Consider the following 24,037-nt stretch of genomic DNA (forward strand, 5'->3'; position numbering starts at 1 on the left):
GCAACCCATTCGGCCAGCTTGCGGCAATCGAGACTGTCCGTTTTGTTCGTCGCGGCCACCGGACGCGGAATCCGGCTCGGCGCTGCGACGACGACGGGAATGCCCTCGGCCTCAAGCGCCCGAGCCAAGCCGAATCCCGTAGGTCCGGCCTCGTAGCAAACCGCGCCGAGCCGCACGGGCAGCGACAAAATGGTCCTGACCAAGGCGTGGTTGTCGGCAGGGCAGGTCCAATCCTTCACCATGCCGTCGGGCCTGAGAAGCCCTACGCTGTAGCTGCGTTTGTGGACGTCAACGCCGATCCAAATCTCGTCACCACGAAAAGCTTCTACAAACCGATGGACTGATGATACCTTGAGCTTCGCCATGTCGGCCTCCCTTTCGTTTTGGTTTCACTGGTGTTGTTACCAGCAAAACTCAGGAGTGCCGACATGGTATTTTTGCGCGTCATCGCGGTCTCCGCGCCGAAGTGGACCGGCGCGCCCAGGACGATGGCGTCGTACTTGTCGGGCCCGCGCAGGAGCGGGCTCAGGCCGTCCTTCATGGCGCGGACGCCGTATGACCGGCCGCCCGCGCGCTTGCCCCGGAAGCGGGAGGCGCACCCCTTGTAGTCCAGGGAATAGAGGCGGATCGGGTCGGCGGTGGCCCGGGCGTCCTGCGCGCCTTCGCGGCAGGCCTCAAGCCGCGTTGCGGTGTTGTCCTTTCTGCGCGGGCTGCCGTTGAAGAGCCCGATGTGCCTGGGGGGCTCCCGGTTACGGCTGGCGGGCGGGGGCGCGTCGGTTCCCGGCCCCGGAGGGGGAGACCGTATCACGCGAGGCGGTCGGCTACTTCGCGTCCTTCCCCGGCCCGTAGGTCCGCACGAACCACTGGATCTGGCGGCAGACGCCCATGAGCAGGTTGAACTCGTTGCGCTTGAGGTTGATCTTGGAGAAGAAGCGGCGCACCGGGAGCATCCAGTAGTCAGGGTTGTCGGACTTGAGGAAGTCGATGTCGAGCAGGGCCTCCTGCATGTTGGCGAAGAGGGCCTCCTGCTCCTTAACCGTGGTGGGCCGCTCCTCGGGCGGGCCGTCGGGCCGGAAGGGGGTCTCCAGCGACTTCTTGAAACATTCGTAGAGGACCACCACCACGGCCTGGGCAAGGTTCAGCGACGTGCCCTCGCGGCTGGTGGGGATGGTCATCAGGCCGGAGCAGATGCTCGTCTCCTCGTTGGTCAGCCCCTTGTCCTCGGGCCCGAAGACCAGGGCCACCCTGCCGCCGGAGCGCAGCCGGTCGTCCACCACGCCCGCCAGGGTGGCCGGGCTCATGATGCCCTTGCGCCAGCCGCCGGTGCGCGCCGTGGTGCCGAACACGGCGGTGCAGCCCGCCACGGCCTCGGCCAGGGTGTCGGTGATGCGCGCGCCTGCGAGGATGTGCTTGGCATGGACCGTGGCCAGGGGCAGGGCCTTGTCCAGGTCGAAGTTGTACGGGTCCACCAGGACCAGGTCGCTCACGCCCATGTTCAGGCAGGCGCGGGCCGCGCTGCCGATGTTTTCGGGGTACTTGGGCCTGAAAAGGACCACACGGAGATCGTCGAGCATGGCACCTCCCGGATGAATGGCTCGGTCCGGGGCCATGTAAGCCGGGCGGGCCCGGATGTCAAAGCGGACGGCGTCGTCGACGTCCTGGGTCGTCCGCGGCGATTGCGCGGCGGCGTTGCCGGACGGGGGATGCATGTCGCAACTTTTGCTACAAATGATACAAAATTGTATTTCCGCTCTTTTCGTCCGTGGGGTGATCTGCTACTCCTTTCGACCCCGGCGAAAATATCATGTCCGGGACCCCGCAAGTGGGGCATAGTGACCATGAACCACCAGCCCGCCAGGGAGGCCCCATGAAACGGCTGCTGCAACTTTTCCCCGTCCTGCTTTTGGCCTGCGTCCTTGCCGCCCTGCCGGGCTGCTCCTCCGAGCCGTCGGGCAAACCGGGCAAGGAGGCGGGCGCCGCGAACGGGAAGGAGCAGCCGCGCAAGCGGTTCCTGGCCTTCGGCGGCGGCCCCACGGGCGGCACCTTCAACTTTTTCGCCAACAAGATCGCCAGTATCGTCTCCACCGCGGACGAGGGGCTGGACATCGCCCCGCGCGGCTCCGGCGGTTCGGCCGAAAACCTGCGCAGCCTGAACAAGAACGGCGTGGACATGGGCATCGTCTATTCCGGCGACGCCTTCCTGGGCCGGGAGGGCCGGCTGCCCGGCGACCCGGCGCACTACGACAAGGTCCGGGCCCTGGGCTTCCTCTACGGCGCGCCCGCGCAGCTCGTGGTGCGGGCGGATTCGGACATCCACGCCGTGCGCGACCTCACGGGCCGCAGCGTGGCCGTGGGCAACCCCGGCTCGGGCGCGGCCCTGGCCGCCGAGCGCTTCCTGCGCCATCTCGGGCTGTGGGACAAGATGAAGATCCGCCACCTGGGCTATTCCCAGGCCGCCCAGGACTTCGCGGACAAGCGCATCGACGCCTTCTGGGTCCTGGTGGGCTATCCCAACTCGGCGGTCATCGAGGCCGCGTCCATGACGCCCATCCGGCTGCTGGACCTGCACGCCGAGGCCAAGGCGTCGGGCTTTTACGGGCAGTACCCGTTCTACGTGGAGGTCGAGATTCCCGGAGGCTCCTACGCGGGCCAGGCCGACCCGGTGGATACCTTCCAGGACGCGGCCCTGTGGTGCGCCGGCGCGTCCCTGGACGAGGGCGTGGTCTATGACAGCCTGAAGGCCATCTATGCCGGAGCGGGCATCAAGGCCCTGGCCCAGGCCCACAAGGCCGCGCGGGACATGTCGGTCAAGGGCGGCCTCCGGTCCGTGTCCATCCCCCTGCATCCCGGCGCGGTCCGTTTCTGGCGTGAGCAGGGGCTGGCCGTCCCGGCCACCCTCCTGCCGCAATAGGAGGCCCCCGGCGCGGGACGGGCCAACTGGGCCGCCCACGCAACCTCCTGATTTGACTGGACGCTCAACCAGCGGGGCGAAAATAGCCGGAACTACTTGGCGTGCAAGGATAAAATCTGCTTGACGCAAAAGGAAAATCCCTCGTACCACTAAGGTTCGAACAGTTGCGGTCATTCCAACCAAATCACACCAGGGAGGCCTGTCATGGCTCTTTTCACCAAGGAAGAGGCGCTCAAGTATCACTCCATGAAACGCAAGGGCAAGCTGGAGGTCATCTCCATCAAGCCGTGCCGGAACCAGAAGGACCTGTCCATGGCCTACAGCCCCGGCGTGGCCGAGGCCTGCCGCGCCATCCACGCGGACACGGAAAAGGTCTACGAGTACACCAACAAGGGCAACCTGGTGGCCGTGGTCAGCAACGGCACCGCCGTCCTCGGCCTGGGCAACATCGGGCCCGAGGCGGGCAAGCCGGTCATGGAAGGCAAGGGCGTCCTGTTCAAGATATTCTCCGACGTGGACGTCTACGACCTGAACATCGCGGCCAAGACCCCGGACGAGGTCGTGGCCTTCTGCAAGATGCTGGAGCCCACCTTCGGCGGCATCAACCTGGAGGATATCAAGGCCCCGGAATGCTTCGAGATCGAGACCAGGCTCAAAAAGGAAATGAACATCCCCGTCTTCCATGACGACCAGCACGGCACGGCCATCATCTCGGCCGCAGGCATCCTGAACGCCCTGGAGATCTCGGGCAAGAAGATCGGGGAGATCAAGATCGTGGTCTCGGGCGCCGGCGCGGCCGCCACGGCCTGCTCCAACCTCTACGTGCACATGGGCGTCAGGCGCGAGAACATCTACATGTTCGACTCGCGCGGCCTGATCCACGCCGGGCGCACCGACCTGAACGAATACAAGCGGGCCTACGCCCAGAAGGCCGCCGCCACCATGGCCGAGTGCATGAACGGCGCGGACATGTTCCTCGGCCTGTCGGTCAAGGACGCCATCAGCCAGGACATGGTCAAGACCATGGCCAAGAACGCCATCATCTTCGCCTGCGCCAACCCCGACCCGGAGATTCCCTACCAGGACGTCAAGGACGTGCGCCCGGACATCATCATGGGCACCGGCCGTTCCGACTTCCCGAACCAGGTCAACAACGTCCTCGGCTTCCCGTTCATCTTCCGGGGCGCGCTGGACTGCCGGGCCACGACCATCAACGAGGAGATGAAGATGGCCTGCGCCGAGGCCCTGGCCGCCCTGGCCAAGGAGCCGGTGGCCAAGGAAATCTGCGAGGCCTACGGCGTGGACAGGCTGGAGTACGGCATCGACTACATCATCCCCAAGCCGCTCGACCCGCGCGTGCTGACCTGGCTGGCCCCGGCCGTGGCCAAGGCCGCCATGGACACGGGCGTGGCCAGGGTCCGGCTCGACCTCGACCAGTACAAGAAGGACCTGGAGGCGCGCATGGCCGCCTCCAAGGCGCGCACCAACCTGGTCGTCGACACCTTCGGGTACGACCTCTAGGCGCGACCGCCCGGACGACATCACGGGGGGCCGGACGATAGTCCTGCCCCCCTTTTTCATGCCCGGCCGGAAAGGCGGAACGGGATTTTCCCCTGTACGGCCAGGCTTTACAAGTTGCGCGAACCGCGCCAAAGTGCGGGAATCGACAACCCCCATCCGGAGTGCCCATGAAGACCGTCAAGACCGCCTTCGCCTGTCTGCTGTTCCTGGCCGTGCTGGCCGTCCCGCTCACCTTTTCCATGCCCGAGATCGGCGGGGCGCTGAAGGCCGCCGCCCGCGCGGGAGACCCGGCGGCTCAGTACGCCCTGGCCCGCCAGTACTTCAAGGGCGGAGAGGGCATGCCGCGCGACCTGGGCAAGGCCGTGGAGTGGCTGGAGCGCGCGGCCGGGCAGGGCCAGCCCGAGGCCGAGTTCACCCTGGGCGTCCTGCTCCTGGGCGGCCAGGGCGTGGCCCGGGACGAGGCCAGGGGCGTAGGGCTCATCGAGGCCGCGGCCGAGGCGGACGTAGCCCAGGCCCAGGGCGTGCTGGCCATGCTCTACGGCAAGGGCATCGGCGTGCAAAAGGACGCCAAGATTTCCCTCTCCTGGCTTCGGCGGGCGGCGGACAACGGCGACGCCCCGAGCCGCCTGAACCTGGGAGTGCTCTACCTGACCGGCGACTTCCTGGCCCGCGACGCGGCCGAGGCCCGGCGGCTCTTCGGGCTGGCGGCGGACCAGGGCAACTTCGAGGCCATGGTCCTGCTGGGCGAGATGCAGATGACCGGTACGGGCGGGGAAAAGGACCGGGTGGAGGCCTGCAAGTGGTTCGCCATCGCGGCCGGGCAGGGCGTGCCGAAGGCCGGATACTTGCTCGGGCAGGTCACCCGGACCATGACCTCGGCCCAGAAGGGCGAGGCGGCCGACCGCGCCAACCGGTGGCTGACCGGCCTCAAGGGCAGGTAGGGCGGACATGCTGCTCAGATATCTCAAATCCCATTTCGTCATGTCCCTGGCGGTCTACGGCGGGGCCGCCGCCGTCCTGGCCGGGGCGCTTTGGCTTGCCTGGCAGTATGTGGAGCCCGCGCCGCCCTCCACCGTGACCATCGCGGCGGGCGGGCGCAACGGGGCGTACTTCAAGTACGCGACCCGCTACGCCGAGTTCTTCGCCAGGGAGGGCATCACCCTGAAGATCCTGGAGACCAAGGGGTCCATGGACAACCTGGGGCGCATGGCCACCCCGGACTCCGGGGTGGACGCCGCCTTCATGCAGGGGGGCATCGCCGCCCCGGCCGAGTACCCGGACCTGCGCAGCCTGGGCTCGCTGTACTTCGAGCCGATCTGGATATTCTATCGCAAGGGGCTCAAGGTGGCGAACCTCTTCGAGCTCGAGAAGCTGCGGGTGGCCATCGGCCCGGCGGGCAGCGGCACCAACCACGTCATCCGCCGCCTCCTGCGCCAGAACGGCGTGACCGAGGAGAACTCCCGGTTCGTGGAGGAGGACACCGACGCCTCCGTGCCCGCCCTGCTCACGGGGCGGCTGGACGTGCTCTTCGTGGTGGCGGGCGTCCAGTCGCGGGTCATCGAGACCCTGAGCCGCGAGGGCGCGCGGGTCGAACTCCTTTCCCTGGGCCGGGCCGAGGCCTATGCCCGGTCCCACCACTTCCTGTCGCGGCTCGTGCTGCCCCGGGGGGCCATCAACCTGGCCGAGGACCTGCCCCGCCACGACGTGAACCTGCTCGCGCCCACGGCCAACCTGGTGGTGCGCGACGGGCTGCACCCGGCCATCGAATACCTCTTCCTGCTGGCCGCGCGGGAGATTCACCGCGAGGGCGACATCTTCGCCCAGCCCGGCGCGTTTCCCAAGACCGACGGGCTGCTCTTCCCCCTGACCGGCGAGGCGGAGAACTTCTACAAGAAGGGTCCGCCCCTGCTCATGCGATGGCTGCCCTACACCCTGGCCGTGAACCTGGAGCGGCTCAAGATCCTGCTCATCCCGCTGCTGACCCTGCTTTTCCCGCTCTTCAAGGTCACGCCGCCCGCCTTCCGCTGGCAGATTCGCCGCCGCATCCTCAAGTGGTACAAGCGGCTCAAGAAGCTGGACCTCGAAGCCTACGAGGCGGATACCCGGGACAAGGCCGAAGCCCTGCTGGCCCGGCTGGAGGAGATGGACAAGCTGGTCCTGGAGACCTCGGTCCCTCTGTCCTACGCCGACGCCATCTACTCCCTGCGCATCCACATCAACTACATCCGCTCCCGGGTCGAGGCGAAGCTGGCGGCGCTGAAGTAGCGGACCGGCCGACGCAAGAAAAGACGCCGGGCGGCAACTCCGCCCGGCGTCTTCTTTTTTACGTGGAAAGGGACGGCTAGAGCAGCCGCTTCGCGATCTCGGCGGCGGCCCGGCGGCCCGCGCCCATGGCCGAGATGACCGTGGCCGCGCCGGTGACGATGTCCCCGCCCGCGAACACGTTGGGGATGGACGTTTCGCAGGTCTCGGGATCGGCGGCGATGTAGCCCCACCTGGTCAGTTCGAGCTCCGGCGTGGCCTCCAGCAGGATGGGGTTGGGCCGGGTGCCCACGGCGATGATCGCCATGTCGCATTTGAGCTGCTCGGTCTCGCCCTCGATGCAGACCGGGGCGCAGCGGCCGGAATCGTCCGGCTCGCCCAGGCGCATCTTCTGCACGGTCATGGCCTTGAGGCGGCCCTGGTTGTCGCCGTGGAAGAGGACAGGGCCGCACAGGCAGCTCAGCCGCACGCCCTCCTCGACGGCGTGGGTGATCTCCTCCTTGCGCGCGGGCATTTCCTCCTCGGTGCGGCGGTAGACGATGGTCACGCTCTTCGCGTCCATGCGCAGGGCCGTGCGCGCCGCGTCCATGGCCACGTTGCCCGCGCCCAGGACCACCACGTGGCGGCCCCGGTAAGCCGGGGTGTCGTGGTTCGGGAAATCATAGGCCCGGCCCAGGTTCACCCGTGTCAGGTACTCGTTGGCCGAGAACACGCCCACCAGGTTCTCGCCCGGCACGCCCAGGAAGCGCGGCAGCCCCGCGCCCACGCCGACGAACACGGCGTCGTACCCCTGCTCGAACAGGTCCTGGATGGTGATGGTCCGGCCGCCCACCCAGTTGGTGTGGAAGGTCACGCCGAGCTTCTTGAGCCCGTCGATCTCGCGGGCGACCACGGTCTTGGGCAGCCGGAACTCCGGGATGCCGTAGATGAGCACGCCGCCCGGCTCGTGCAGGGCCTCGTAGACGTCCACCTTGAGTCCGCGCCCGGCCAGGTAGCCCGCCACGGTCAGGGACGCGGGGCCCGAGCCGATGCACGCGACCTTGCGGTCCGCGCGGGTCAGGGCGCAGGTGTCCAGGTCGGTGACCTCCTCGCAGGCGGACTCGGCCATGAAGGCGTCGGCCACGTAGCGCTCCAGGCGGCCGATGGCCACGGGCTCGTGCTTCTTGCCGAGTACGCACATGCCCTCGCACTGGTTCTCCTGCGGGCAGACCCGGCCGCACACGGCGGGCAGGGAGTTGGTCTTGCGGATGATGTCGTAGGCCCCGTGCAGGTCGTCGTCCACCAGCGCGCCGATGAATCCCTTGATGTCGATGTTCACCGGACAGCCCTCCCGGCACAGGGGCTTCTTGCACTGGAGGCAGCGCTCGGCCTCGATCAGGGCCTGCTCGCGGGAATAGCCCAGGGCCACCTCGCCGAAATTATGGGCGCGCTCGGCCGCCTCCTGGTGCGGCATGGGCGTGCGGCCGCGGACCTTCTTGCTTTTCTTATCGGCCATGGCACTGACACTCCTGCGAGAATTTTTCCATCGATTCCTCCTCCTGCTCCCTGAACTGCCACAGCCGCGTCCGAAGTTCGGCGAAGTCCACCTTGTGGCCGTCGAACTCCGGGCCGTCCACGCAGGCGAACAGGGTCTTGCCGCCCACGGTGCAGCGGCACGCACCGCACATGCCGATGCCGTCCACCATGATCGAGTTGAGCGACACGGTGGTCTTGACCTTGAAGGGCAGGGTGACGCGGCAAACGGCCTCCATCATCGGCACCGGGCCTATGGCCACCACCTCGGCGATCTCGTCCTCGGTCTCCAGGATCTCCTGCAGGACCTCGGTGACGAATCCCTTGTGCCCCTCGCTGCCGTCGTCGGTGGCGATGCGCAGCTCCGGGCAGAAGGAGGAAAGCTCGCTGCAGAAGAGCAGCAGGTTCTTGGAACGCGCGCCCACGATGGCGATGACGCGGTTGCCCGCCTCCACGTGCCCCTTGGCGATGTGGTGCATGGCCGCGATGCCCGTGCCGCCGCCCACGCAGACCACGGTGCCGGACTTCTCGATGTGGGTGGGCCGTCCCAGCGGGCCGCAGACGTCCAGGAACTCCCCGCCCTCCTTCAGGGTGTTCATCTCGGCCGTGGTCTTGCCCACGACCAGGTAGACGATGGTGACGGTGCCCGCTTCCCTGTCGCAGTCCGCGATGGTCAGGGGGATGCGCTCCCCGGTCTCGGAGACGCGCAGCATGACGAAGTTGCCGGGCTTGGCCTTCTTGGCGACCTGCGGAGCCTCGATGACCATCATCGTGGTCTGGCCCGGAATCAGCTCCGCTTTCTTGACGATCTTGTAACCCATCGGAATCCTCCGCCGTCCGGGTCCGGGCGCGCGGCCGGTCCGGGCGGCCTCTCATTGAAGTGTTCGGACGCTCTCTCCCCCTCGGATGCCGAAAGAAATTCGGCGACAGGGCCTTAGGTAGTAGCCCGCCGGGGCGGGGCTTGTCAAAAGGGATGAAGATGCGTAGGGTATTAAACGGACTGAATGACCGAAGTTGCCAATTCCCACGGACGGGAAGCGGAAAACCACGGGTCCCTCTGGAGTGATCGAGACGCAAGTCTCAGGGACGGCCGGGCTGCACGATGCGCCACGGCCCTTTTTTATGCAAAAAAGGGCGGGCGACACCATGTGGGGAGGACGCGTGAGGATCAACTCTTTCGCATCCGGGCAATACCGCCGCACCGACGCGCTGACGGAACGAACCGCCGCCGTGGGCCGCACTGCGCCGCAGGCCAGCGTGACCACGACTTCGTTCGGCTTCCGCCTGGGCAATTTCGGGCTCGACTACGAGTCCGAGCGGACCGTGCTCGACCCCTCCCTCTCCCGCACCGCCCGGGAGCAAAACCAGCAGGCCCGCGCCTTCGCCGCCGAACGGCAGGTCGGCTCCCTGCGCGCCCAGGTCGGGGCCGAGGGCGCCACCTATCGCGACCTCTCCGGCAACAACTCCGGCGCGGCTTCGGCCGCCGCGCCACTGCACCGCATCAAGTCCGCCCTCTCCGCCTACGCCAAGTCCGCCGAGGAAGCCCTCCCGCTCCCCGGCTCCATGCTCGCGGGCGTCGTCTAGACGCCGCCGGTCAGGGCTCCGGAGGCGCTTTCCCAAAGCGAAAAGGCCGCCCCTGGGGACGGCCTTTCGCGGTCTGTCGCGGATGCCGGTCAGCCGACGACTTCGAAGCCGATCCTGGTGATGGCGGCCTTGATGTCGGCGGCGGCGATGGGGGCGGATTCGGCGTAGGTGACGTCGCCGGTGAGCAGGTCGACCTTGACCCCGGTGGCCCCGAGTTTCTGCATGGTTTCGGTGACGGACTTGGCGCAGTGCTGGCAGCTCATGCCTTTGACTTTGACGACGGGCATAGTGGCTCTCCTTTTGGTTGGTTCCTATCCTTTGAAGAATCTGAGGCGCAGGGCGTTGCTGACCACGGTGACGGAGCTCATGGCCATGGCCGTGCCCGCGATCATCGGGTTGAGGGTGGGGCCGCCGAAGACGTGGAGCGCGCCCGCGGCCACCGGGATGCCGATGACGTTGAAGGCGAAGGCCCAGAAAAGGTTCTGCCTGATGTTGGCCATGGTGGCGCGCGAGAGCTTGAACGCGGTCTCCAGGGCGCGCAGGTCGGACTTCATGAGCACCACGTCGCCGGACTCCACGGCCACGTCGATGCCGCCGCCCATGGCCACGCCGATGTTCGCGCCCGCCAGGGCCGGGGCGTCGTTGATGCCGTCGCCGACCATGGCGACCTTGCGGCCTTCGGCCTGGAGCCGGGCGATCTCCCCGGCCTTGTCCTCGGGCAGGACGCCCGCGATGACCGTCTCGATGCCCGCGCGCTCGGCCATGACCCGCGCGTTGACCTCGCTGTCGCCGGTGAGCATGACCGGGGTCAGCCCGGCCCGCTTGAGGTCCGCCACCACCTGGGGGGTCTCCTCGCGCAGGTTGTCGCCGATGGCGAACAGGGCGTTGAGCTTGTTGTCGCTGGCGAAATAGACCACCGTGGCCCCCTGGCTCTCGTAGTGCTTCACGGCCTCGGGCGCGAGGTTGTCCATGCCGAAGTCGAAGCCGAGCTCGTTCATGAACGCCCAGTTGCCGATGGCGATCTCGCGCCGGTTGACCGTGGCCTTGATGCCCTTGCCGGGGATGGCCTCGAACTGCTCGGGCTGGGGCGGTTCCAGTCCTTTTTCCCTGGCCTGGCGGACGATGGCCTGGGCCAGGGGGTGCTCGCTCATGGATTCGGCGGCGGCGGCCAGGTAGAGGGCCTCGGTCCGGGCCGTGGTGCCCCGGATCATGGTGATGTCGGCCAGCTCGGGGCGGCCGTGGGTCAGGGTGCCGGTCTTGTCGAAGACCACGGTGTCGATGTCGCCCGCCTCCTGGAGGGCGCGGCCGGACTTGATGAGCACGCCGAGCTGCGCGCCCCGGCCGGTGCCGACCATGATGGAGACCGGCGTGGCCAGCCCCATGGCGCAGGGGCAGGCGATGACCATGACGGCCACGAAGATGCGCAGGGAGAAGGGGAAGCCCGCCTGGCCGACGAAGTACCAGGCCAGGCCGGAGACCAGGGCGACGGCCATGACCGTGGGCACGAAATAGTAGCTGATGGTGTCGGCCAGGTTGGCGATGGGGGCCTTGGAGCCCTGGGCCTCCTGAACCAGCCGGATGATGCGCGCCAGCACGGTGTCCTGGCCCACGCGCTCGGCCTCGATGGTCAGGGCCCCGTGGGTGTTCAGGGTTCCGCCCGCCACCTTGTCGCCCGCGGACTTGCCCACGGGCATGGGCTCGCCGGTGAGCATGGACTCGTCCACGCTGGACCGCCCTTCGGCCACGACGCCGTCCACCGGGATGCGCTCGCCGGGCTTGACCAGCAGCCGGTCGCCCGGCTCCACCTCGTCCAGCGGGATGGGGACCTGCCCGCCGTCGCGCAGCAGGGTGGCGGTGTCCGGGGCCAGCTCCATGAGCGCGCGGATGGCGTCCGAGGTCTTGAGCCGGCTCCTGGCCTCGAAGTACTTGCCGAGCGAGATCATGGCGATGAGCACGGCGGCGGACTCGTAGTAGAGGTCCATGGCCAGGCGCGCGGCGTCGCCGCCCGCCAGCATGGCGAGGGTGTTCCACAGCGAGTAGAGCAGGGCCGCGCCCGTGCCCATGGCCACCAGGGAATCCATGTTCGGCCCGCCGCGCAGCAGGGCCGGGACGCCCTGGAGGTAGAAGTTGCGGCCGGACCAGACCACGGGCAGGGTCAGGGCGAGCTGGACCAGGGCGAAGGTCAGCGGCGCGTGCATGGGGTCGAGCCAGGCCGGGAGGGGCATCCCCCACATGTGGCCCATGGAGAGGACCAGGAGCGGCGCGGCGAAGAGAAAGGCGGGGATGAGCTCGCGCCGGCGCGCGGCGAGGTCGGCCTCGGCCTCCCGGCGGTGCTCCTCGAAGCGCGAGCCCGCGCCGGTGACCACCTCGGAGGTGAATCCCGCGTCGCTGATGGCCTGGCGGATGGCCCGGCGCGAGACCTTGGCCGGGTCGAAGACGAAGGTCCCCTCGCCCGCGGCCAGGCTGACCTCGGCCGACTGGACGCCGTCCATGTGGCCGGTGACGCGCTCGATGCGCGCCGAGCAGGCCGCGCAGTGCATTCCGCCCAGGGACAGGCGCATCTCCTCCAGGTCGCAGGCCGCGGGAAAGACCGCCTCGAACCCGAGGTCATGGATGCGCGCGCCGATCGCGTCCAGGGTGACCGCGGCCGGGTCCCAGGCGAGGTCCATGGTCTCCGAGGCCAGGTTCACCGAAACAGACCCGACCCCGTCCATGCCGCCCACCACGCGCTCGATGCGCCCGGAGCAGGCCGCGCAATGCATTCCTTTGATCTGTGCCTGAATCTTCTCCATGCTGCCGCCATAGGTAAAAGGTTGCCGCCGTAACATGCGCACTTTGCGGCCGCTTGGCAAGCGGTGTTGAGAATCCTTATCGATGGCCGGCCGGGACATTGAGAGAAACCGTTTCCTTTTGATTTGTTCGGGAACCATAAAGAAAGATTTCGGGCGGCCGATAAGATGGGCATGATAATCCAGGGCAGCCATCTCAACCACGGCTTCATGCAGAAGCTTCAGGCGCAGAAAACCCAGGGCAAGAACCTGGGCGACGCCGCCTCGCTGCTGGCGGGGTCGGCGGGGTCGCGCCTCGGCGACGGGTTGAGCGTGGCGGGCCGGACCACGGCCCAGGCCGCCATGGAGACCGTGATCGAGACCTCCCAGGCCGCCACGCGGCTTTCGGGCCGGGGGCCGTCCACCCTGGGCCAGACCGTGGCGGACGAGATCGTCCGCCGCATGGGCGACCTGACGGACGGGAACGGGGAGACGAAGGACGCCTCGGGGCTGCGCGACTCGCTGGCCTCGGCCCTGGACTGGGTGCGCGGCCGGTTCGGCGACGAGGCGGGCGCGGCGGCCTCGGCCATGCTCCTGTCCTCCACCGACGGCGCGGTGACCGAGGAGACCGTCGGCGACGGGCTGCTGAGCACGCTCCAGTTCATCGACCGCAACTTCGGCATCGCGGCGGGCGACAACGCCATCGCCACCTTCAACTCCGGCGTCAACGCGGAGCTGAACGCGTTTTTCGACAACGGCAAGAACGAGATTTTCTACGCCTCGGATTCAGCGCCCACAGGCTCGGGAAGCGCGGAAGGGACGTCGGAGAACGCGAGCCTGACCGCGCGGTTCTTCTCCCGTGCCGTGCAGGATGCGGACGCTGGCGCGGGCGACGCTCCCTCGCTCACCGAGCAGTTGCTGGAGCAGCTCAAGGACGACCTGGAGGAGACCGCCGGGCTGACCGACCTGGCCGCCAAGCTGGACATGCAATTCAACCCGGCGCGGGCTTCCATTGAGAACGCGGTGGCCGCCTATTCGCAGTACGCGGCCCCGGCCGAGGCGCGGTTCGCGGACATGGTCGTGTAGCCGGGCCTGGAGCGGGCAAGCGCGTGAGCCGCGTCCTCCGGGATGCGGCTTTTTCTTTTTCGCGCACCGGGGGGCCGACCGTTCCCCGCCGGATAGCCGCCGTTCACCGGATTGCCTGTTGCGACCCGCTGCGCAAGGTGGTAATTCTCCCTTGCAATTGCAAAAATCCGGAGTCGTCATGCTGCTAGGAATAGACGTGGGCGGGACCCACACGGACGGGGTGGCCGTGGACACGACCGCCGGGGCGGAGGTGGTGGCGTCCTGCAAGGTGCCCACCCGCCACGACGACCTGCTCTTTTCGGTCACCGGCGCGCTGGAGGACCTGCTCGGCAAGGTGGACCGGGCCAAGGTGCGCCAGCTCAATCTCTCCACCACGCTTTCCACCAACGCCATTGTCCAGGGCAAGACCGAGGACGTGGGCGTCATCGTCTCGTCCGGGCCGGGCATCGACCCGCACAGCTTCATGATCTGCCGGGACTACCACGTCATCGACGGCTCCATCGACCACCGGGGCAACGAAGTGCGGGCCCTGTCCTCGCGCCAGTTGGCCGAGGCCGTGGACGCCTGCCGCGGGCACGGCGTCCGGGTCTTCGCGGCGGTGAGCAAGTTCTCCACGCGCAACCCGCGCCACGAGAACATGATCCGCCGCACCGTCTGCCAGGGCCGCGAGGGAGGCGGCTGCGAGCACGCCGACTTCGTCACCCTGGGGCACCGGCTGGGCGCGGCCCTGAACTTTCCGCGCCGGGTGGCCACGGCCTATTACAACTGCGCGGTCTGGCGCATATACAACGAGTTCGCCACGGCCGTGGAAAAGTCGCTCGCGGCCATGGGCCTGGGCCACGTCCGGGTCAACATGCTCAAGGCGGACGGCGGGACCATGCCGCTGCCGCAGTCGCGCAGCCTGCCGGTGCAGTCCATCTTTTCCGGCCCGGCCGCCTCGGTCATGGGCATCATCGCGCTGACCGACATCTTTCACGACTCCATCATCCTGGACATCGGCGGCACCACCACGGACATCGCGGTCTTCGCCGACGGCGCGCCGCTCATCGAGCGCGAGGGCATCCACATCGGCTCGCACCCGACTTCGGTCTCGGCGCTCAAGGTCCTGTCCATCGGCGTGGGCGGCGACTCGGCCGTGACCGTGTCCGGCGGCGAGGTCCGTGTGGGGCCGAACCGGCTGGGCCCGCCCGTCTGCCTGGGCGGGGAGCGCATGGCCCTGACCGACGCCCTCAACGTCACCGGCGGCTGCGCCGTGGGCGACGTGGCGGCCTCGCGCCGGGCCGTGGAGGAGCTGGCGGGCAATAGCGGCCTGGACGCCGGGGACCTGGCCCGGACGGCCGTGGACGCGGCCGCCAAGACCATCTTCCAGGCCACGCGCGAGCTGGTGGAGGAGATCAACTCCAAGCCGGTCTACACCATCCACGAACTGGTGGAGGACAAGCGGGTGGTGCCCAAGAAGATCTACCTCATGGGCGGCCCGGCCGAGGCCATGAAGATGCCGATCTTCCAGCGCTTCCAGCTCTCCACCGAGGTGCCCGCCCACTTCGGCGTGGCCAACGCCATCGGCGCGGCCCTGACCCGGACCACCTGGGAGCTGGAGCTCTTCGCCGACACTCAGCGCCACGTCCTGTTCATCCCGTCCCTCTCCTACCGCGAGAACGTGCCCTCCGGCTACGATCTGAAGGACGCGAAAAACGACGCGGTCAACCAGCTCATCATGCACCTCGACTCCATGGGCGTGCCGCTTGCGGCCGAGGACGCGCAGATCACCCACGCTTCCAGCTTCAACATGGTGGAGGGCATGGACCAGGTGGGGCGCAACATCCGGGTCAAATGCCAGGTGCGGCCGGGCGTGGTCGCCACCCTGGGGGGGAGATAGGCCATGCTCAAAGCCAACCGCAAACTCGGGATCATCTTTTTCCCGGCCTTCGACTGGGCCATCTCGCCCACCCACCCCGAGCGCCAGGAGCGGCTGCTCTACACCCAGGACCAATTGCGCGAGGAAGGCATCTTCGACATCGAGGGCGTGGGCGAATACAAGCCCGACGTGGCCGCCGAGGAGGACGTGGAGCGCGTCCATTTCTGCTTCCCCGAGGTCAGCGCCGTGGCCACGCGCTCGCACCTGATCTCGGCGGGCGGGGCCATGAAGGCGGGCGACCTGGTCATGACCGGCGAGCGCGAGTGCGCCTTCGCCATGGTCCGGCCGCCGGGCCACCACGCCATGAAGGTGGTCCACGGCTCGCGCGGGTTCTGCAACATCAACATCGAAGCCGTGATGATCGAGCACATCCGCGAGAAATACGGCCACAAGCGCGTGGCCATCGTGGACACCGACTGCCACCACGGCGACGGCACCCAGGACGTCTACTGGCACGACCCGGACACCCTGTTCATCTCCATCCACCAGGACGGCCGCACCCTGTACCCCGGCTCCGGGTTCCCCAACGAGCTGGGCGGGCCGAACGCGCGCGGCCGCACCCTGAACATCCCGCTGCCGCCCAACACCTCGGACGAGGGATTCCTGATGGCCATCGAGCGCGTGGTCCTGCCCATCCTGGAGGACTTCAAGCCCGACCTGGTCATCAACTCGGCGGGCCAGGACAACCACTTCACCGACCCCATCACCAACATGAACTTCTCGGCCCAGGGGTATGCGCGGCTAAGCGAGATGATCCACCCGGACATCGCGGTGCTGGAGGGCGGCTACTCCATCCAGGGCGCGCTGCCCTACGTCAACCTCGGGCTGTGCCTGTCCATGGCCGGGGTGGACTACTCCCACATCCGCGAGCCCAACTACAACCCGGAGCAGATTCGCCAGGACAAGCGGACGGGCGAATACATCGAGGAGCTCTGCCGCCAGTTGCCCGCGCTCTACTTCAACCCGCCGCCCCTCAAGCCGGGCGGGGACCCGCGCCTGGGCGTGATCTCGGGCGACAAGTACCTGCGCAACCGGCAGATTTACTACGACACCGACGGCATCAGCGAGACCCAGCAGGAGAGCGTGCACCTGTGCAAGAAGTGCCGGGGGCTGCGCAAGGTCGAGACCCGCGCCGACTCCGGCCCCCTCTGCCTGGGGGTGGAGGTCCCGCCCGACGCCTGCCCGGACTGCCGCGCCAGGGGATATCAACTGGTGGAGGAGGCCCAGCTCAAGGGCAGCAACTACCGCTATGTCCAGTTCATCAACCGGCTGGACAAGGAGTACCTCCGCTTCGGCTTCTAGCGGGCGGCGGCAAGAAAATGAAAGGGCCGACGCGCGGGATGCCGCGCGTCGGCCTTGTCGTTCGAACTTGTCTTCAACTACGCCGAGGAATAACGAAAACCCCCGGGACCCAATGGTTCCGGGGGCATCTCTTTAGGAGCCATCTTCTGATCCAATGCATTTGTTTGCATCGTAATCCCATTTCCCGCCCCGGTCGAGACAAGTATCAATCAGGACTTGCCTTTCAATCCATGTCCAGGAGAGCGCAACTGTTATTGCGATTGCGCAAATGGCAATCCCGATCAGGATGAACTTTTTACCACCGTTTATCGAGGGATGACGGTCTGTATTTGTCACATGCCTCTCCACAGGAATTTAAATGCGAGGCGTTCCGCCCGGTCCGGTTTGCTCTCTGATCCGCTTCTTTGCCGGATATAGGATCGCCTTTCATTTGACCGAACAATTCTTGCAGTTCACTGAGTCCCCAAGCCGCCGCCTTGCCTCCAGGCCCGTGTTGTGAGGCTTCATAATTGGCCTTGCAGTGGAAATACTTGTCGGCGCCGATAGTGTTCGCTTCCTCCATGTCACCGTAGTTTCGCATAAAATCAGCGGATCCCTCTGCGGCCTGCTGAATAAGCGGCGCAAGCATACCAGCAAAAAGCCCTAGCGGATCATTCCCATTGACCGGGTCATCAAAGCAGTAGCCATACCAATCCGGATCGCCGCCCTTGTCGCCCAACGGGTCGGGCGCGGTCCACCTGTCGGTAAACGTGTCGTAGTCCCGCCAGCCGAACCTTACGAACCCCAGATCGCGGTCGTGCAACCCTCCGGCGAAGCCGATGGGGATGCGGAGGGGGCCGAAACCCGGCTTCCGGGAAATGTCGTCAAAGGGCTCAACGGGCAGAAAAACATGACCGCCCCGGAAAAAAACTTCCCTCAGTAATGCGTTACGAGGGAATACCGCAATCCACACATTGGATGCCCGAAAGCCGTTCAAGGCAGCGCACAACAGATACTATGACCGCCTGGACATCATCTTTACGAAGAAAACAAACAATGAAAAAAATATCCATATAAATCCAACAATCGATTGATACCGATATGCACCATACTCAACAAGCAGCGCCACACCCAATCCAGCCATAGTTATAATCAACACATAGAATGGAATCAGCCATCCGCGCAAAGCTGTAAAGCTGATTAAAGTAAACATGGCAATAATACACAAATAGTCTATTGGAATGGTTGCCGTTGATCTGATCCATGCATTTATTAATGCATATATTGATGGCACCATGAATGCAAATACAGCAAAAATCAGCGCCATCAATTGTATTCGTTGTAACTTTTCCTTTTTAAATGACATATTAAACCTCCATTTACAGGAGCAGGAATTTACCTGCTCCTGTAATGTTATCTTACTTCCCAATTCGTTCTTTTGCTTTATTTATGCGTTTTTCGTATATTTCCCTATCCTCATTTGTCGTCATAGTATCGTAAATCCCTTTAAGCGCGTTATAATTATTTGCTTCATTATCTAGTTCATTTCTCATTTTCCAATCATTTTCATCTATATATTCATTCTTTTGGGCACGAAGCTGTTGTTTAACTTTTTTGCTTGTTCCAATTCCTCCAAAAAACATATCCCAGCCAGGAACATACTCGGTAATGATACGCCCTTTGGGAATCTTCTCGCCATATTCGTTCGTCCATAGCCCCAGCGGATCATTCCCATTGACCGGGTCATCAAAGCAGTAGCCATACCAATCCGGGTCGCCGCCCTTGTCGCCGAGCGGGTCCGGGGCGGTCCACCTGTCGGTGAAGGTGTCGTAGTCGCGCCAGCCGAACCTTACGAACCCCAGATCGCGGTCGTGCAACCCTCCGGCGAAGCCGATGGGGAAGCGGAGGGGGCCGAAACCCGGCTTCCGGGAAATGTCGTCAAAGGGCTCAACGGGCAGAAAAACATGACCGCCCCGGAAAAAAACTTCCCTCAGTAATGCGTTACGAGGGAATACCGCAATCCACACATTGGATGCCCGAAAGCCGTTCAAGGCAGCGCACAACAGATACTATGACCGCCTGGACATCATCTTTACGAAGAAAACAAACAATGAAAAAAATATCCATATAAATCCAACAATCGATTGATACCGATATGCACCATACTCAACAAGCAGCGCCACACCCAATCCAGCCATAGTTATAATCAACACATAGAATGGAATCAGCCATCCGCGCAAAGCTGTAAAGCTGATTAAAGTAAACATGGCAATAATACACAAATAGTCTATTGGAATGGTTGCCGTTGATCTGATCCATGCATTTATTAATGCATATATTGATGGCACCATGAATGCAAATACAGCAAAAATCAGCGCCATCAATTGTATTCGTTGTAACTTTTCCTTTTTAAATGACATATTAAACCTCCATTTACAGGAGCAGGAATTTACCTGCTCCTGTAATGTTATCTTACTTCCCAATTCGTTCTTTTGCTTTATTTATGCGTTTTTCGTATATTTCCCTATCCTCATTTGTCGTCATAGTATCGTAAATCCCTTTAAGCGCGTTATAATTATTTGCTTCATTATCTAGTTCATTTCTCATTTTCCAATCATTTTCATCTATATATTCATTCTTTTGGGCACGAAGCTGTTGTTTAACTTTTTTGCTTGTTCCAATTCCTCCAAAAAACATATCCCAGCCAGGAACATACTCGGTAATGATACGCCCTTTGGGAATCTTCTCGCCATATTCGTTCGTCCATAGCCCCAGCGGATCATTCCCATTGACCGGGTCATCAAAGCAGTAGCCATACCAATCCGGGTCGCCGCCCTTGTCGCCGAGCGGGTCCGGGGCGGTCCACCTGTCGGTGAAGGTGTCGTAGTCGCGCCAGCCGAACCTCACGAAGCCCAGGTCGCGGTCGTGCAGCCCTCCGGCGAAGCCGATGGGGATGCGGAGGCCGGGGTTGGTGTCCTCGATGATTCCGCCGAAGGGGTCGTACAGAACCTCCTTTATCACCTCGCCGTCAACATTGGCAACCACGCGAAGGGAGCCTACCTGATCGTAGAAGAGGGAGGCCACGGCCCCGTCCTCGCTCCGCATGGCGTAGGGCGTGCGCTCACCGTCGCGGTAGGCGAAGCGGTAGCCGGACTGACCGTCGTGAAAGCCGTCAAGGCGCAGAAGGTCGAGCCAGCGGTAGGCCTCCACGGCCCGGCCGTTGCAATACTTGACCGCCCGGTGGCCCTGGTCGTCGTGGGTGAACTCGAAGACCTCGCCGGTTCCGCGCTTCTCGGCCTTCAGGAGCCGGTAGTCCGGGCCATATTCGTAGAGCGTGTACTGCCCGCCACGGTTTCGGTTTTCTCCACGATGCGGCCATCCGGGCCGCGCCTCAAGCCGCAATGATACGGCTCTTGCATTTGCTTATGCTCCTCTGGTTTTGTTTTCGGGAGCCATCCCCGGAAATCCCGGCGAGCATAACCCCGGTTTTCGGCCCAGGGGAAAACGGCAATGAGAAGCGGCAAAACGGGTAAAAATGGTATGACTTGGGCGCTTGACGGCATGTTGCGCGGACCCCGCCTAGTCGCTTTTGCGGTCCTGCGCGTCCTGCTCGGGCGGCTGCGGAAAGCTCCCCGAATCCAGCGCCACGGCCTGATCGGCCTCGGTCGCCATGGCCGTGGACACGACAAACCCCGCCGCCCGCAATTCCCGGCTGGTGGGCAGCCGCTTCCCCTTGGTCGGCAACAACAGAAAAAGACCGTGCATCCCATTCCTCGTGGCAGATATGTCGAATATTCTATATTTATCAAGTCAACGTAGCGAAGCTATGGAAAACCTGTGGAGAAGTCCAGGAAAATTTGACGAATTTAGTACGTAATACCCTATTTTACTTTGTAAAAATGCTCAAATAATATTAATAGTTTTTGGTCCTGCAATCCTTGTTTGCCAGCTTGGGGAATAGCGCATTCTCCACAGGGGGTTGCCGTTTTTCCCGGCCGGCGGGCGCAGACGAAAAAGCGCCCCGAACCCGACGGTCCGGAGCGCCTTGCAAAAAAAACCGAAGAAAACGGTCAGGCCTTGGCGGCCAAAAACACGAAAAGCGGCAGCTCGGCAACGGGCATCCAGTCGTCGCCGTCCTTCACCGCCGCCACCACCGTGTGCCGACCCTCGGTCTCGACCCGCAGGCCGGGCAACTGGAAGTTCATCTTGTGCAGCAGCGTCTCACCCGGCGTCACTTCCTGCACGCCCAGGGTGACGGACTTGCCGCCCGGACCGACCAGGCGCAACGAAACCGTGAACGGCTGGCTCTTCGCCCCCTCCAGGTCCCACAGGCTGGCGAAAAAGATGGGCGGCAACACCGCCGGAAGCTCCGGCACCACCGCGTGCTCCACGGTGCGGATGTAAGAAGTGCTGCCCGAATCGCGGTCCACGATCAAATCCGCGGTCAAAAGGCCATAAATGAGTTTGGACATGCCGTCTCCTTGCTGATTTGCTCGGTGCGGCCCGAACCGGGCCATCCACACCGGGTAACCCGGCGGACCTGTCCGGGTCAATGCCGGATGCCCTGTGCGCCACCAGGCGACACCCTCCCCACTTCTTCGACCTCCGTTTCTGGAGGGCCGCAGGTGACATTCTTCCCCGTGTGCGCGCTATTCGCGTCCGGTTCCGGCTCCGGCGAGGGTTTCCCGGATGTCGTCGGGCAGCCGGGTGACGTGGTCGGGGTTGATTTCGACCAGGAGGAGCGCTGCGGCGACGCGTTGTCCGGGCGAGCCGGAGGCGACGGCCCGTTCGAGGGCGGGGGCGGCGTCGGGGCCGAGGGAGGCGAGGGCGCGGAAGGCGGCCTGGCCGGTGAGGGTGCCGGGTCGGGTGAGCATCCGGACGAGGGTGGGGATGGCGTCGAGTCCGAGCCGGGCGACGGGGTGGTTCCCGTGCTGGCCGATCTGGAGGGTATGGAAGAGGAGGAGGGCCGGATTGGGGCCGACGAGGTCGATGGCTTCGGCGATGACGTGCATGGCGCGGACGTCCGGGCAGTCCAGGGCGCGGACAAGGGCGGGCATGGCGGGCATGGCCAGGGGGCCGAGCCGGCCGAGGAGCCAGGCGGCCTTGGCGCGCAGGGTGGGGTCCGGGGTGGCGAGGAGGTCGGCCAGGGCGGGGACGGCCTGGCCTTGCATGAGCATGAGAGTGTAGGCCGCGCCGGTGCGCACGGGTTCCTCGGCCGAGGCGAGGAGGGCGGCGGCCTGGCGGGCGGCGGGCGCGCCGATGACGGCCAGGGCGTGGGCGGCCAGTCCGCGCACGGCGGGTTCGGGGTCGGCGAGGGCGGCGAGCAGGCCGTCGGCGGCGTAGCCGGGCATGGGCAGCAGGGCGAGGCCGACGGCGCTGCCCCGGCGTTCGGCGGGGGAGCCGTTGTGCAGCCGGTCGAGCAGGGCGGCCAGGGGGGCCTGGCCAAGCTGGCGCAGTTCGGCGGCGGCGGCCTGGCGGGCCGCCGGGTCCGGTCCGCCCAGGCGGGCGGCGATTTCGGCTGTGGCCGGTTGGGCCGGCGCGTCGAAGGCGAGGGCCGGGGCCGGGGTCAGGGCGGCCAGGAGGAGCAGCATGTTGCCCAACAACAAGAAGTGTCTCATAGCTAACCTCAAAATAGAGTTTGTGACATATGGCTACTTAAGCCCCATGTCGCTCCAGGCCCAGGCCACGTTGCCGCCGATGGCGCGGGCTATGTCGCCGCCGTAGTCGCGTTGCAGGCGATAGGTGGCGGGCGGGAATTCGCGGCTGTTGTCGGAATAGAAGATGAGTTCCAGGTCGCCCTCGACGCGCCGGGTGGCCACGCGGCGGACCAGGGTCGCGCCCTCCGGGCCGGGCTCGCGCACGAGCATGGTTCGCCCCGCGGGCGCGGGGTCGCGGTCGTCGCGGTCCACGAGGACGATGTCGCCGGGGTGCAGGGTGGGGGCCATGGCGGTCTCGGCCTTGCCGAGCTCCACACCCACGAGGTTGGTGCGGAAACGCAGGGGTTCCTGGTGACGCCAGACCAGCACCCAGCCCTTGACCCGGTCCTCGGGCACAGAGCCCTGCCCGGCGGCCAGTATCGGGTCGGCCAGGGGCACGGCCAGGTAGTCGTCGGGCCGCAGCTCCGGCCCCCCCCCGGCTTCCCCTGGCGGGCAGAAGCGCACCTCGCGGCTCGCCTCGGCCGGGTCGTCGCCAAAGGTGACGCTGGCTCCCAGCCGGTCCAGGATCTGGCCCAGGGAGTCGGCGTTGAGGCCGCGCTCCCGTTTCAGAAACCGACCGAGCTGCGAGGGGTCGATGCCCAGTTCGTCCGCCATGCGCTTGTTGTTGGGGTAGCGCTTGCCCCGGCCGATGCGTTCGTTAAGCGCCCGGCGCACGTCGTCGGTGAAACCCATTGTCCGCTCCTTTGAAAGCTTGGAGTTAAGGATGGTTATACACGGATTTTGACAAATGTCTAAAGTAAGATGACAATAATTGTTGACTATTGTATAGTCATATGTCTATGAAGCGGTTCGTTGCCGACACTTCGGCATCATGGAGGAGCGTATGGTTGAGACAATGGAGCTCATCCGAGTGGAAAAGGGCGAGGAGGGCACCTTCGGGGTCCTGCGGCTGGACGGCCGCGTCTTCTGCGTCACCCTGGAGCCGCCGGACCGGGGCAACCTGCCGGACGTGTCGTGCATCCCGGCCGGGAGCTACTGCTGCCGCAGGGTGGATTCCCCGCATTTCGGTCCGAGCTTCGAGGTGGAGGGCGTGCCCGGCCGCAGCCACATCCTGCTGCACGCGGGCAACGTGGCGTCCGACACGCGGGGCTGCGTGCTCCTGGGCCGCGAGTATGGCAGCGTGGCGGGCAAACGGGGCGTCCTGCGCTCGGCCGACACCGTGGCCCGGTTCCTGGATCGGTGCCGGGACTGCGATTTCCTGGGGCTGGTCGTTCGCGACCTGGACGGAGGCGACGTATGTCCGACGGTTTCTGCCTGAAGGGAGCGCGCGAGATCTGCGAGGCGGTGGGGGAGAACCCCCGGCACATGCACGAGCTGGTGCGCGAGCACGGGCTGCCCGCGTGGAAGCGGGAGACCCGGGGGACCTGGCGCGCCCTGCCAGACGACCTGCGCCGCTGGGTGCGCCAGCAGCGGGACAAGCACATAGGCGATTACATGGGATAAGGCCTCGCGGCGGGATCGGTCCCCGCCGCGCCCG

General features: G+C 65.3%; 25 protein-coding genes and 1 pseudogene. 10 read left to right on the forward strand and 16 right to left on the reverse strand.

What is annotated here, in order from left to right:
• The 3 genes and pseudogenes from PHP91_RS07180 to PHP91_RS07190 form a co-directional block, all read right to left on the reverse strand.
• Positions 1-365 (reverse strand): annotated as a pseudogene (locus PHP91_RS07180) (IS110 family transposase); the annotation flags it as partial.
• Entirely contained in the window at positions 326-808 is a 483-nt protein-coding gene (locus tag PHP91_RS07185) for an NAD(P)H-dependent oxidoreductase (RefSeq protein ID WP_300139007.1), read from the reverse strand. The pseudogene PHP91_RS07180 and the gene PHP91_RS07185, both read right to left, overlap by 40 nt.
• A gap of 13 nt (positions 809-821) precedes the next feature.
• Positions 822-1,574, reverse strand: coding sequence for an RNA methyltransferase (locus tag PHP91_RS07190; protein ID WP_300139010.1), 753 nt, complete (start codon positions 1,572-1,574; stop codon positions 822-824).
• 293 nt (positions 1,575-1,867) lie between these two features.
• Between PHP91_RS07190 and PHP91_RS07195 the strand changes: the two genes are divergently transcribed.
• The 4 genes from PHP91_RS07195 (at position 1,868) to PHP91_RS07210 (ending at position 6,697) form a co-directional block, all read left to right on the forward strand.
• Positions 1,868-2,911, forward strand: coding sequence for a TAXI family TRAP transporter solute-binding subunit (locus PHP91_RS07195; protein WP_300139013.1), 1,044 nt, complete (start codon positions 1,868-1,870; stop codon positions 2,909-2,911).
• A gap of 204 nt (positions 2,912-3,115) precedes the next feature.
• The gene (locus PHP91_RS07200) at positions 3,116-4,432 is read left to right on the forward strand and encodes a malic enzyme-like NAD(P)-binding protein (protein WP_300139016.1); all 1,317 of its coding nucleotides are present in this window, start codon (positions 3,116-3,118) and stop codon (positions 4,430-4,432) included.
• A gap of 167 nt (positions 4,433-4,599) precedes the next feature.
• On the forward strand, positions 4,600-5,373 hold the full coding sequence (locus tag PHP91_RS07205; protein ID WP_300139019.1) for a tetratricopeptide repeat protein: 774 nt from the start codon (positions 4,600-4,602) through the stop codon (positions 5,371-5,373).
• A gap of 7 nt (positions 5,374-5,380) precedes the next feature.
• Complete coding sequence (locus PHP91_RS07210; RefSeq protein WP_300139022.1) at positions 5,381-6,697, forward strand: TAXI family TRAP transporter solute-binding subunit; 1,317 nt, start codon at positions 5,381-5,383, stop codon at positions 6,695-6,697.
• Between the two features lie 76 nt (positions 6,698-6,773).
• Here the strand turns inward: PHP91_RS07210 and gltA are convergent, their stop codons facing one another.
• Positions 6,774-8,189 carry an NADPH-dependent glutamate synthase gene (gene gltA / locus PHP91_RS07215; protein ID WP_300139025.1) on the reverse strand — a complete coding sequence of 472 codons (1,416 nt, stop codon included), beginning with the start codon at positions 8,187-8,189 and terminating at the stop codon, positions 6,774-6,776.
• Positions 8,179-9,027 (reverse strand): sulfide/dihydroorotate dehydrogenase-like FAD/NAD-binding protein, encoded by an 849-nt coding sequence (locus PHP91_RS07220; protein ID WP_300139027.1) that lies wholly within the window; start codon positions 9,025-9,027, stop codon positions 8,179-8,181. The genes gltA and PHP91_RS07220 overlap by 11 nt, the downstream gene beginning before the upstream one ends.
• A 340-nt stretch (positions 9,028-9,367) precedes the next feature.
• Here PHP91_RS07220 and PHP91_RS07225 point away from each other — a divergent pair, with 340 nt between their 5' ends.
• Positions 9,368-9,790 carry a hypothetical protein gene (locus PHP91_RS07225; RefSeq protein ID WP_300139029.1) on the forward strand — a complete coding sequence of 141 codons (423 nt, stop codon included), beginning with the start codon at positions 9,368-9,370 and terminating at the stop codon, positions 9,788-9,790.
• Between the two features lie 89 nt (positions 9,791-9,879).
• Here PHP91_RS07225 and PHP91_RS07230 read toward each other — a convergent pair whose 3' ends face one another.
• Entirely contained in the window at positions 9,880-10,077 is a 198-nt protein-coding gene (locus tag PHP91_RS07230; RefSeq protein WP_300139032.1) for a cation transporter, read from the reverse strand.
• 24 nt (positions 10,078-10,101) lie between these two features.
• On the reverse strand, positions 10,102-12,582 hold the full coding sequence (locus PHP91_RS07235; protein ID WP_300139034.1) for a heavy metal translocating P-type ATPase: 2,481 nt from the start codon (positions 12,580-12,582) through the stop codon (positions 10,102-10,104).
• A 165-nt stretch (positions 12,583-12,747) separates the two neighbouring features.
• Here PHP91_RS07235 and PHP91_RS07240 point away from each other — a divergent pair, with 165 nt between their 5' ends.
• The 3 genes from PHP91_RS07240 to PHP91_RS07250 all read left to right on the forward strand — a co-directional run bounded on the left by PHP91_RS07240 (position 12,748) and on the right by PHP91_RS07250 (position 16,864).
• Entirely contained in the window at positions 12,748-13,644 is an 897-nt protein-coding gene (locus PHP91_RS07240) for a hypothetical protein (RefSeq protein WP_300139036.1), read from the forward strand.
• 178 nt (positions 13,645-13,822) lie between these two features.
• Entirely contained in the window at positions 13,823-15,523 is a 1,701-nt protein-coding gene (locus PHP91_RS07245; RefSeq protein ID WP_300139038.1) for a hydantoinase/oxoprolinase family protein, read from the forward strand.
• Between the two features lie 3 nt (positions 15,524-15,526).
• On the forward strand, positions 15,527-16,864 hold the full coding sequence (locus tag PHP91_RS07250) for a histone deacetylase (protein WP_300139041.1): 1,338 nt from the start codon (positions 15,527-15,529) through the stop codon (positions 16,862-16,864).
• 295 nt (positions 16,865-17,159) lie between these two features.
• Here PHP91_RS07250 and PHP91_RS07255 read toward each other — a convergent pair whose 3' ends face one another.
• The 9 genes from PHP91_RS07255 to PHP91_RS07295 form a co-directional block, all read right to left on the reverse strand.
• The gene (locus PHP91_RS07255) at positions 17,160-17,840 is read right to left on the reverse strand and encodes an RHS repeat-associated core domain-containing protein (protein ID WP_300139044.1); all 681 of its coding nucleotides are present in this window, start codon (positions 17,838-17,840) and stop codon (positions 17,160-17,162) included.
• Between the two features lie 18 nt (positions 17,841-17,858).
• Entirely contained in the window at positions 17,859-18,209 is a 351-nt protein-coding gene (locus PHP91_RS07260; RefSeq protein ID WP_300139047.1) for a hypothetical protein, read from the reverse strand.
• A gap of 52 nt (positions 18,210-18,261) precedes the next feature.
• Positions 18,262-18,894, reverse strand: a complete 633-nt coding sequence (locus tag PHP91_RS07265) for an RHS repeat-associated core domain-containing protein (RefSeq protein WP_300139050.1) — start codon at positions 18,892-18,894, stop codon at positions 18,262-18,264.
• 18 nt (positions 18,895-18,912) lie between these two features.
• Entirely contained in the window at positions 18,913-19,263 is a 351-nt protein-coding gene (locus tag PHP91_RS07270) for a hypothetical protein (protein WP_300139047.1), read from the reverse strand.
• Positions 19,264-19,315: 52 nt separating this feature from the next.
• Positions 19,316-20,245: an RHS repeat-associated core domain-containing protein gene (locus PHP91_RS07275; protein WP_300139053.1), complete on the reverse strand. Its 930-nt coding sequence runs from the start codon at positions 20,243-20,245 to the stop codon at positions 19,316-19,318.
• Between the two features lie 177 nt (positions 20,246-20,422).
• Positions 20,423-20,608, reverse strand: a complete 186-nt coding sequence (locus PHP91_RS07280; RefSeq protein WP_300139056.1) for a hypothetical protein — start codon at positions 20,606-20,608, stop codon at positions 20,423-20,425.
• A gap of 305 nt (positions 20,609-20,913) precedes the next feature.
• Positions 20,914-21,315 carry a hypothetical protein gene (locus PHP91_RS07285; protein WP_300139059.1) on the reverse strand — a complete coding sequence of 134 codons (402 nt, stop codon included), beginning with the start codon at positions 21,313-21,315 and terminating at the stop codon, positions 20,914-20,916.
• Between the two features lie 177 nt (positions 21,316-21,492).
• Entirely contained in the window at positions 21,493-22,461 is a 969-nt protein-coding gene (locus tag PHP91_RS07290) for a HEAT repeat domain-containing protein (RefSeq protein ID WP_300139062.1), read from the reverse strand.
• Positions 22,462-22,494: 33 nt separating this feature from the next.
• Complete coding sequence (locus tag PHP91_RS07295; RefSeq protein ID WP_300139065.1) at positions 22,495-23,232, reverse strand: S24/S26 family peptidase; 738 nt, start codon at positions 23,230-23,232, stop codon at positions 22,495-22,497.
• Positions 23,233-23,383: 151 nt separating this feature from the next.
• Here PHP91_RS07295 and PHP91_RS07300 point away from each other — a divergent pair, with 151 nt between their 5' ends.
• A complete protein-coding gene (locus PHP91_RS07300; protein WP_300139068.1) occupies positions 23,384-23,818 on the forward strand; it encodes a DUF5675 family protein in 435 nt (144 codons plus the stop codon).
• Complete coding sequence (locus PHP91_RS07305) at positions 23,797-24,003, forward strand: helix-turn-helix domain-containing protein (RefSeq protein WP_300139071.1); 207 nt, start codon at positions 23,797-23,799, stop codon at positions 24,001-24,003. The genes PHP91_RS07300 and PHP91_RS07305 overlap by 22 nt, the downstream gene beginning before the upstream one ends.
• Positions 24,004-24,037 lie beyond the last annotated feature (34 nt).

Source organism: Pseudodesulfovibrio sp., assembly GCF_028692895.1.
In the GTDB taxonomy this organism is placed as follows: Bacteria; Desulfobacterota; Desulfovibrionia; order Desulfovibrionales; family Desulfovibrionaceae; genus Pseudodesulfovibrio.

What these genes read in the sequence shown, in the direction of transcription:
- PHP91_RS07190 (WP_300139010.1), bottom strand. Translation starts at nt 1,574, where the DNA reads ATGCTCGACGATCTCCGTGTGGTCCTTTTCAGGCCCAAGTACCCCGAA.
- PHP91_RS07195 (WP_300139013.1), top strand. Translation starts at nt 1,868, where the DNA reads ATGAAACGGCTGCTGCAACTTTTCCCCGTCCTGCTTTTGGCCTGCGTC.
- PHP91_RS07200 (WP_300139016.1), top strand. Translation starts at nt 3,116, where the DNA reads ATGGCTCTTTTCACCAAGGAAGAGGCGCTCAAGTATCACTCCATGAAA.
- PHP91_RS07205 (WP_300139019.1), top strand. Translation starts at nt 4,600, where the DNA reads ATGAAGACCGTCAAGACCGCCTTCGCCTGTCTGCTGTTCCTGGCCGTG.
- PHP91_RS07210 (WP_300139022.1), top strand. Translation starts at nt 5,381, where the DNA reads ATGCTGCTCAGATATCTCAAATCCCATTTCGTCATGTCCCTGGCGGTC.
- gltA (WP_300139025.1), bottom strand. Translation starts at nt 8,189, where the DNA reads ATGGCCGATAAGAAAAGCAAGAAGGTCCGCGGCCGCACGCCCATGCCG.
- PHP91_RS07220 (WP_300139027.1), bottom strand. Translation starts at nt 9,027, where the DNA reads ATGGGTTACAAGATCGTCAAGAAAGCGGAGCTGATTCCGGGCCAGACC.
- PHP91_RS07230 (WP_300139032.1), bottom strand. Translation starts at nt 10,077, where the DNA reads ATGCCCGTCGTCAAAGTCAAAGGCATGAGCTGCCAGCACTGCGCCAAG.
- PHP91_RS07235 (WP_300139034.1), bottom strand. Translation starts at nt 12,582, where the DNA reads ATGGAGAAGATTCAGGCACAGATCAAAGGAATGCATTGCGCGGCCTGC.
- PHP91_RS07240 (WP_300139036.1), top strand. Translation starts at nt 12,748, where the DNA reads ATGGGCATGATAATCCAGGGCAGCCATCTCAACCACGGCTTCATGCAG.
- PHP91_RS07245 (WP_300139038.1), top strand. Translation starts at nt 13,823, where the DNA reads ATGCTGCTAGGAATAGACGTGGGCGGGACCCACACGGACGGGGTGGCC.
- PHP91_RS07250 (WP_300139041.1), top strand. Translation starts at nt 15,527, where the DNA reads ATGCTCAAAGCCAACCGCAAACTCGGGATCATCTTTTTCCCGGCCTTC.
- PHP91_RS07260 (WP_300139047.1), bottom strand. Translation starts at nt 18,209, where the DNA reads ATGTCATTTAAAAAGGAAAAGTTACAACGAATACAATTGATGGCGCTG.
- PHP91_RS07270 (WP_300139047.1), bottom strand. Translation starts at nt 19,263, where the DNA reads ATGTCATTTAAAAAGGAAAAGTTACAACGAATACAATTGATGGCGCTG.
- PHP91_RS07280 (WP_300139056.1), bottom strand. Translation starts at nt 20,608, where the DNA reads ATGCACGGTCTTTTTCTGTTGTTGCCGACCAAGGGGAAGCGGCTGCCC.
- PHP91_RS07285 (WP_300139059.1), bottom strand. Translation starts at nt 21,315, where the DNA reads ATGTCCAAACTCATTTATGGCCTTTTGACCGCGGATTTGATCGTGGAC.
- PHP91_RS07290 (WP_300139062.1), bottom strand. Translation starts at nt 22,461, where the DNA reads ATGAGACACTTCTTGTTGTTGGGCAACATGCTGCTCCTCCTGGCCGCC.
- PHP91_RS07295 (WP_300139065.1), bottom strand. Translation starts at nt 23,232, where the DNA reads ATGGGTTTCACCGACGACGTGCGCCGGGCGCTTAACGAACGCATCGGC.
- PHP91_RS07300 (WP_300139068.1), top strand. Translation starts at nt 23,384, where the DNA reads ATGGTTGAGACAATGGAGCTCATCCGAGTGGAAAAGGGCGAGGAGGGC.
- PHP91_RS07305 (WP_300139071.1), top strand. Translation starts at nt 23,797, where the DNA reads ATGTCCGACGGTTTCTGCCTGAAGGGAGCGCGCGAGATCTGCGAGGCG.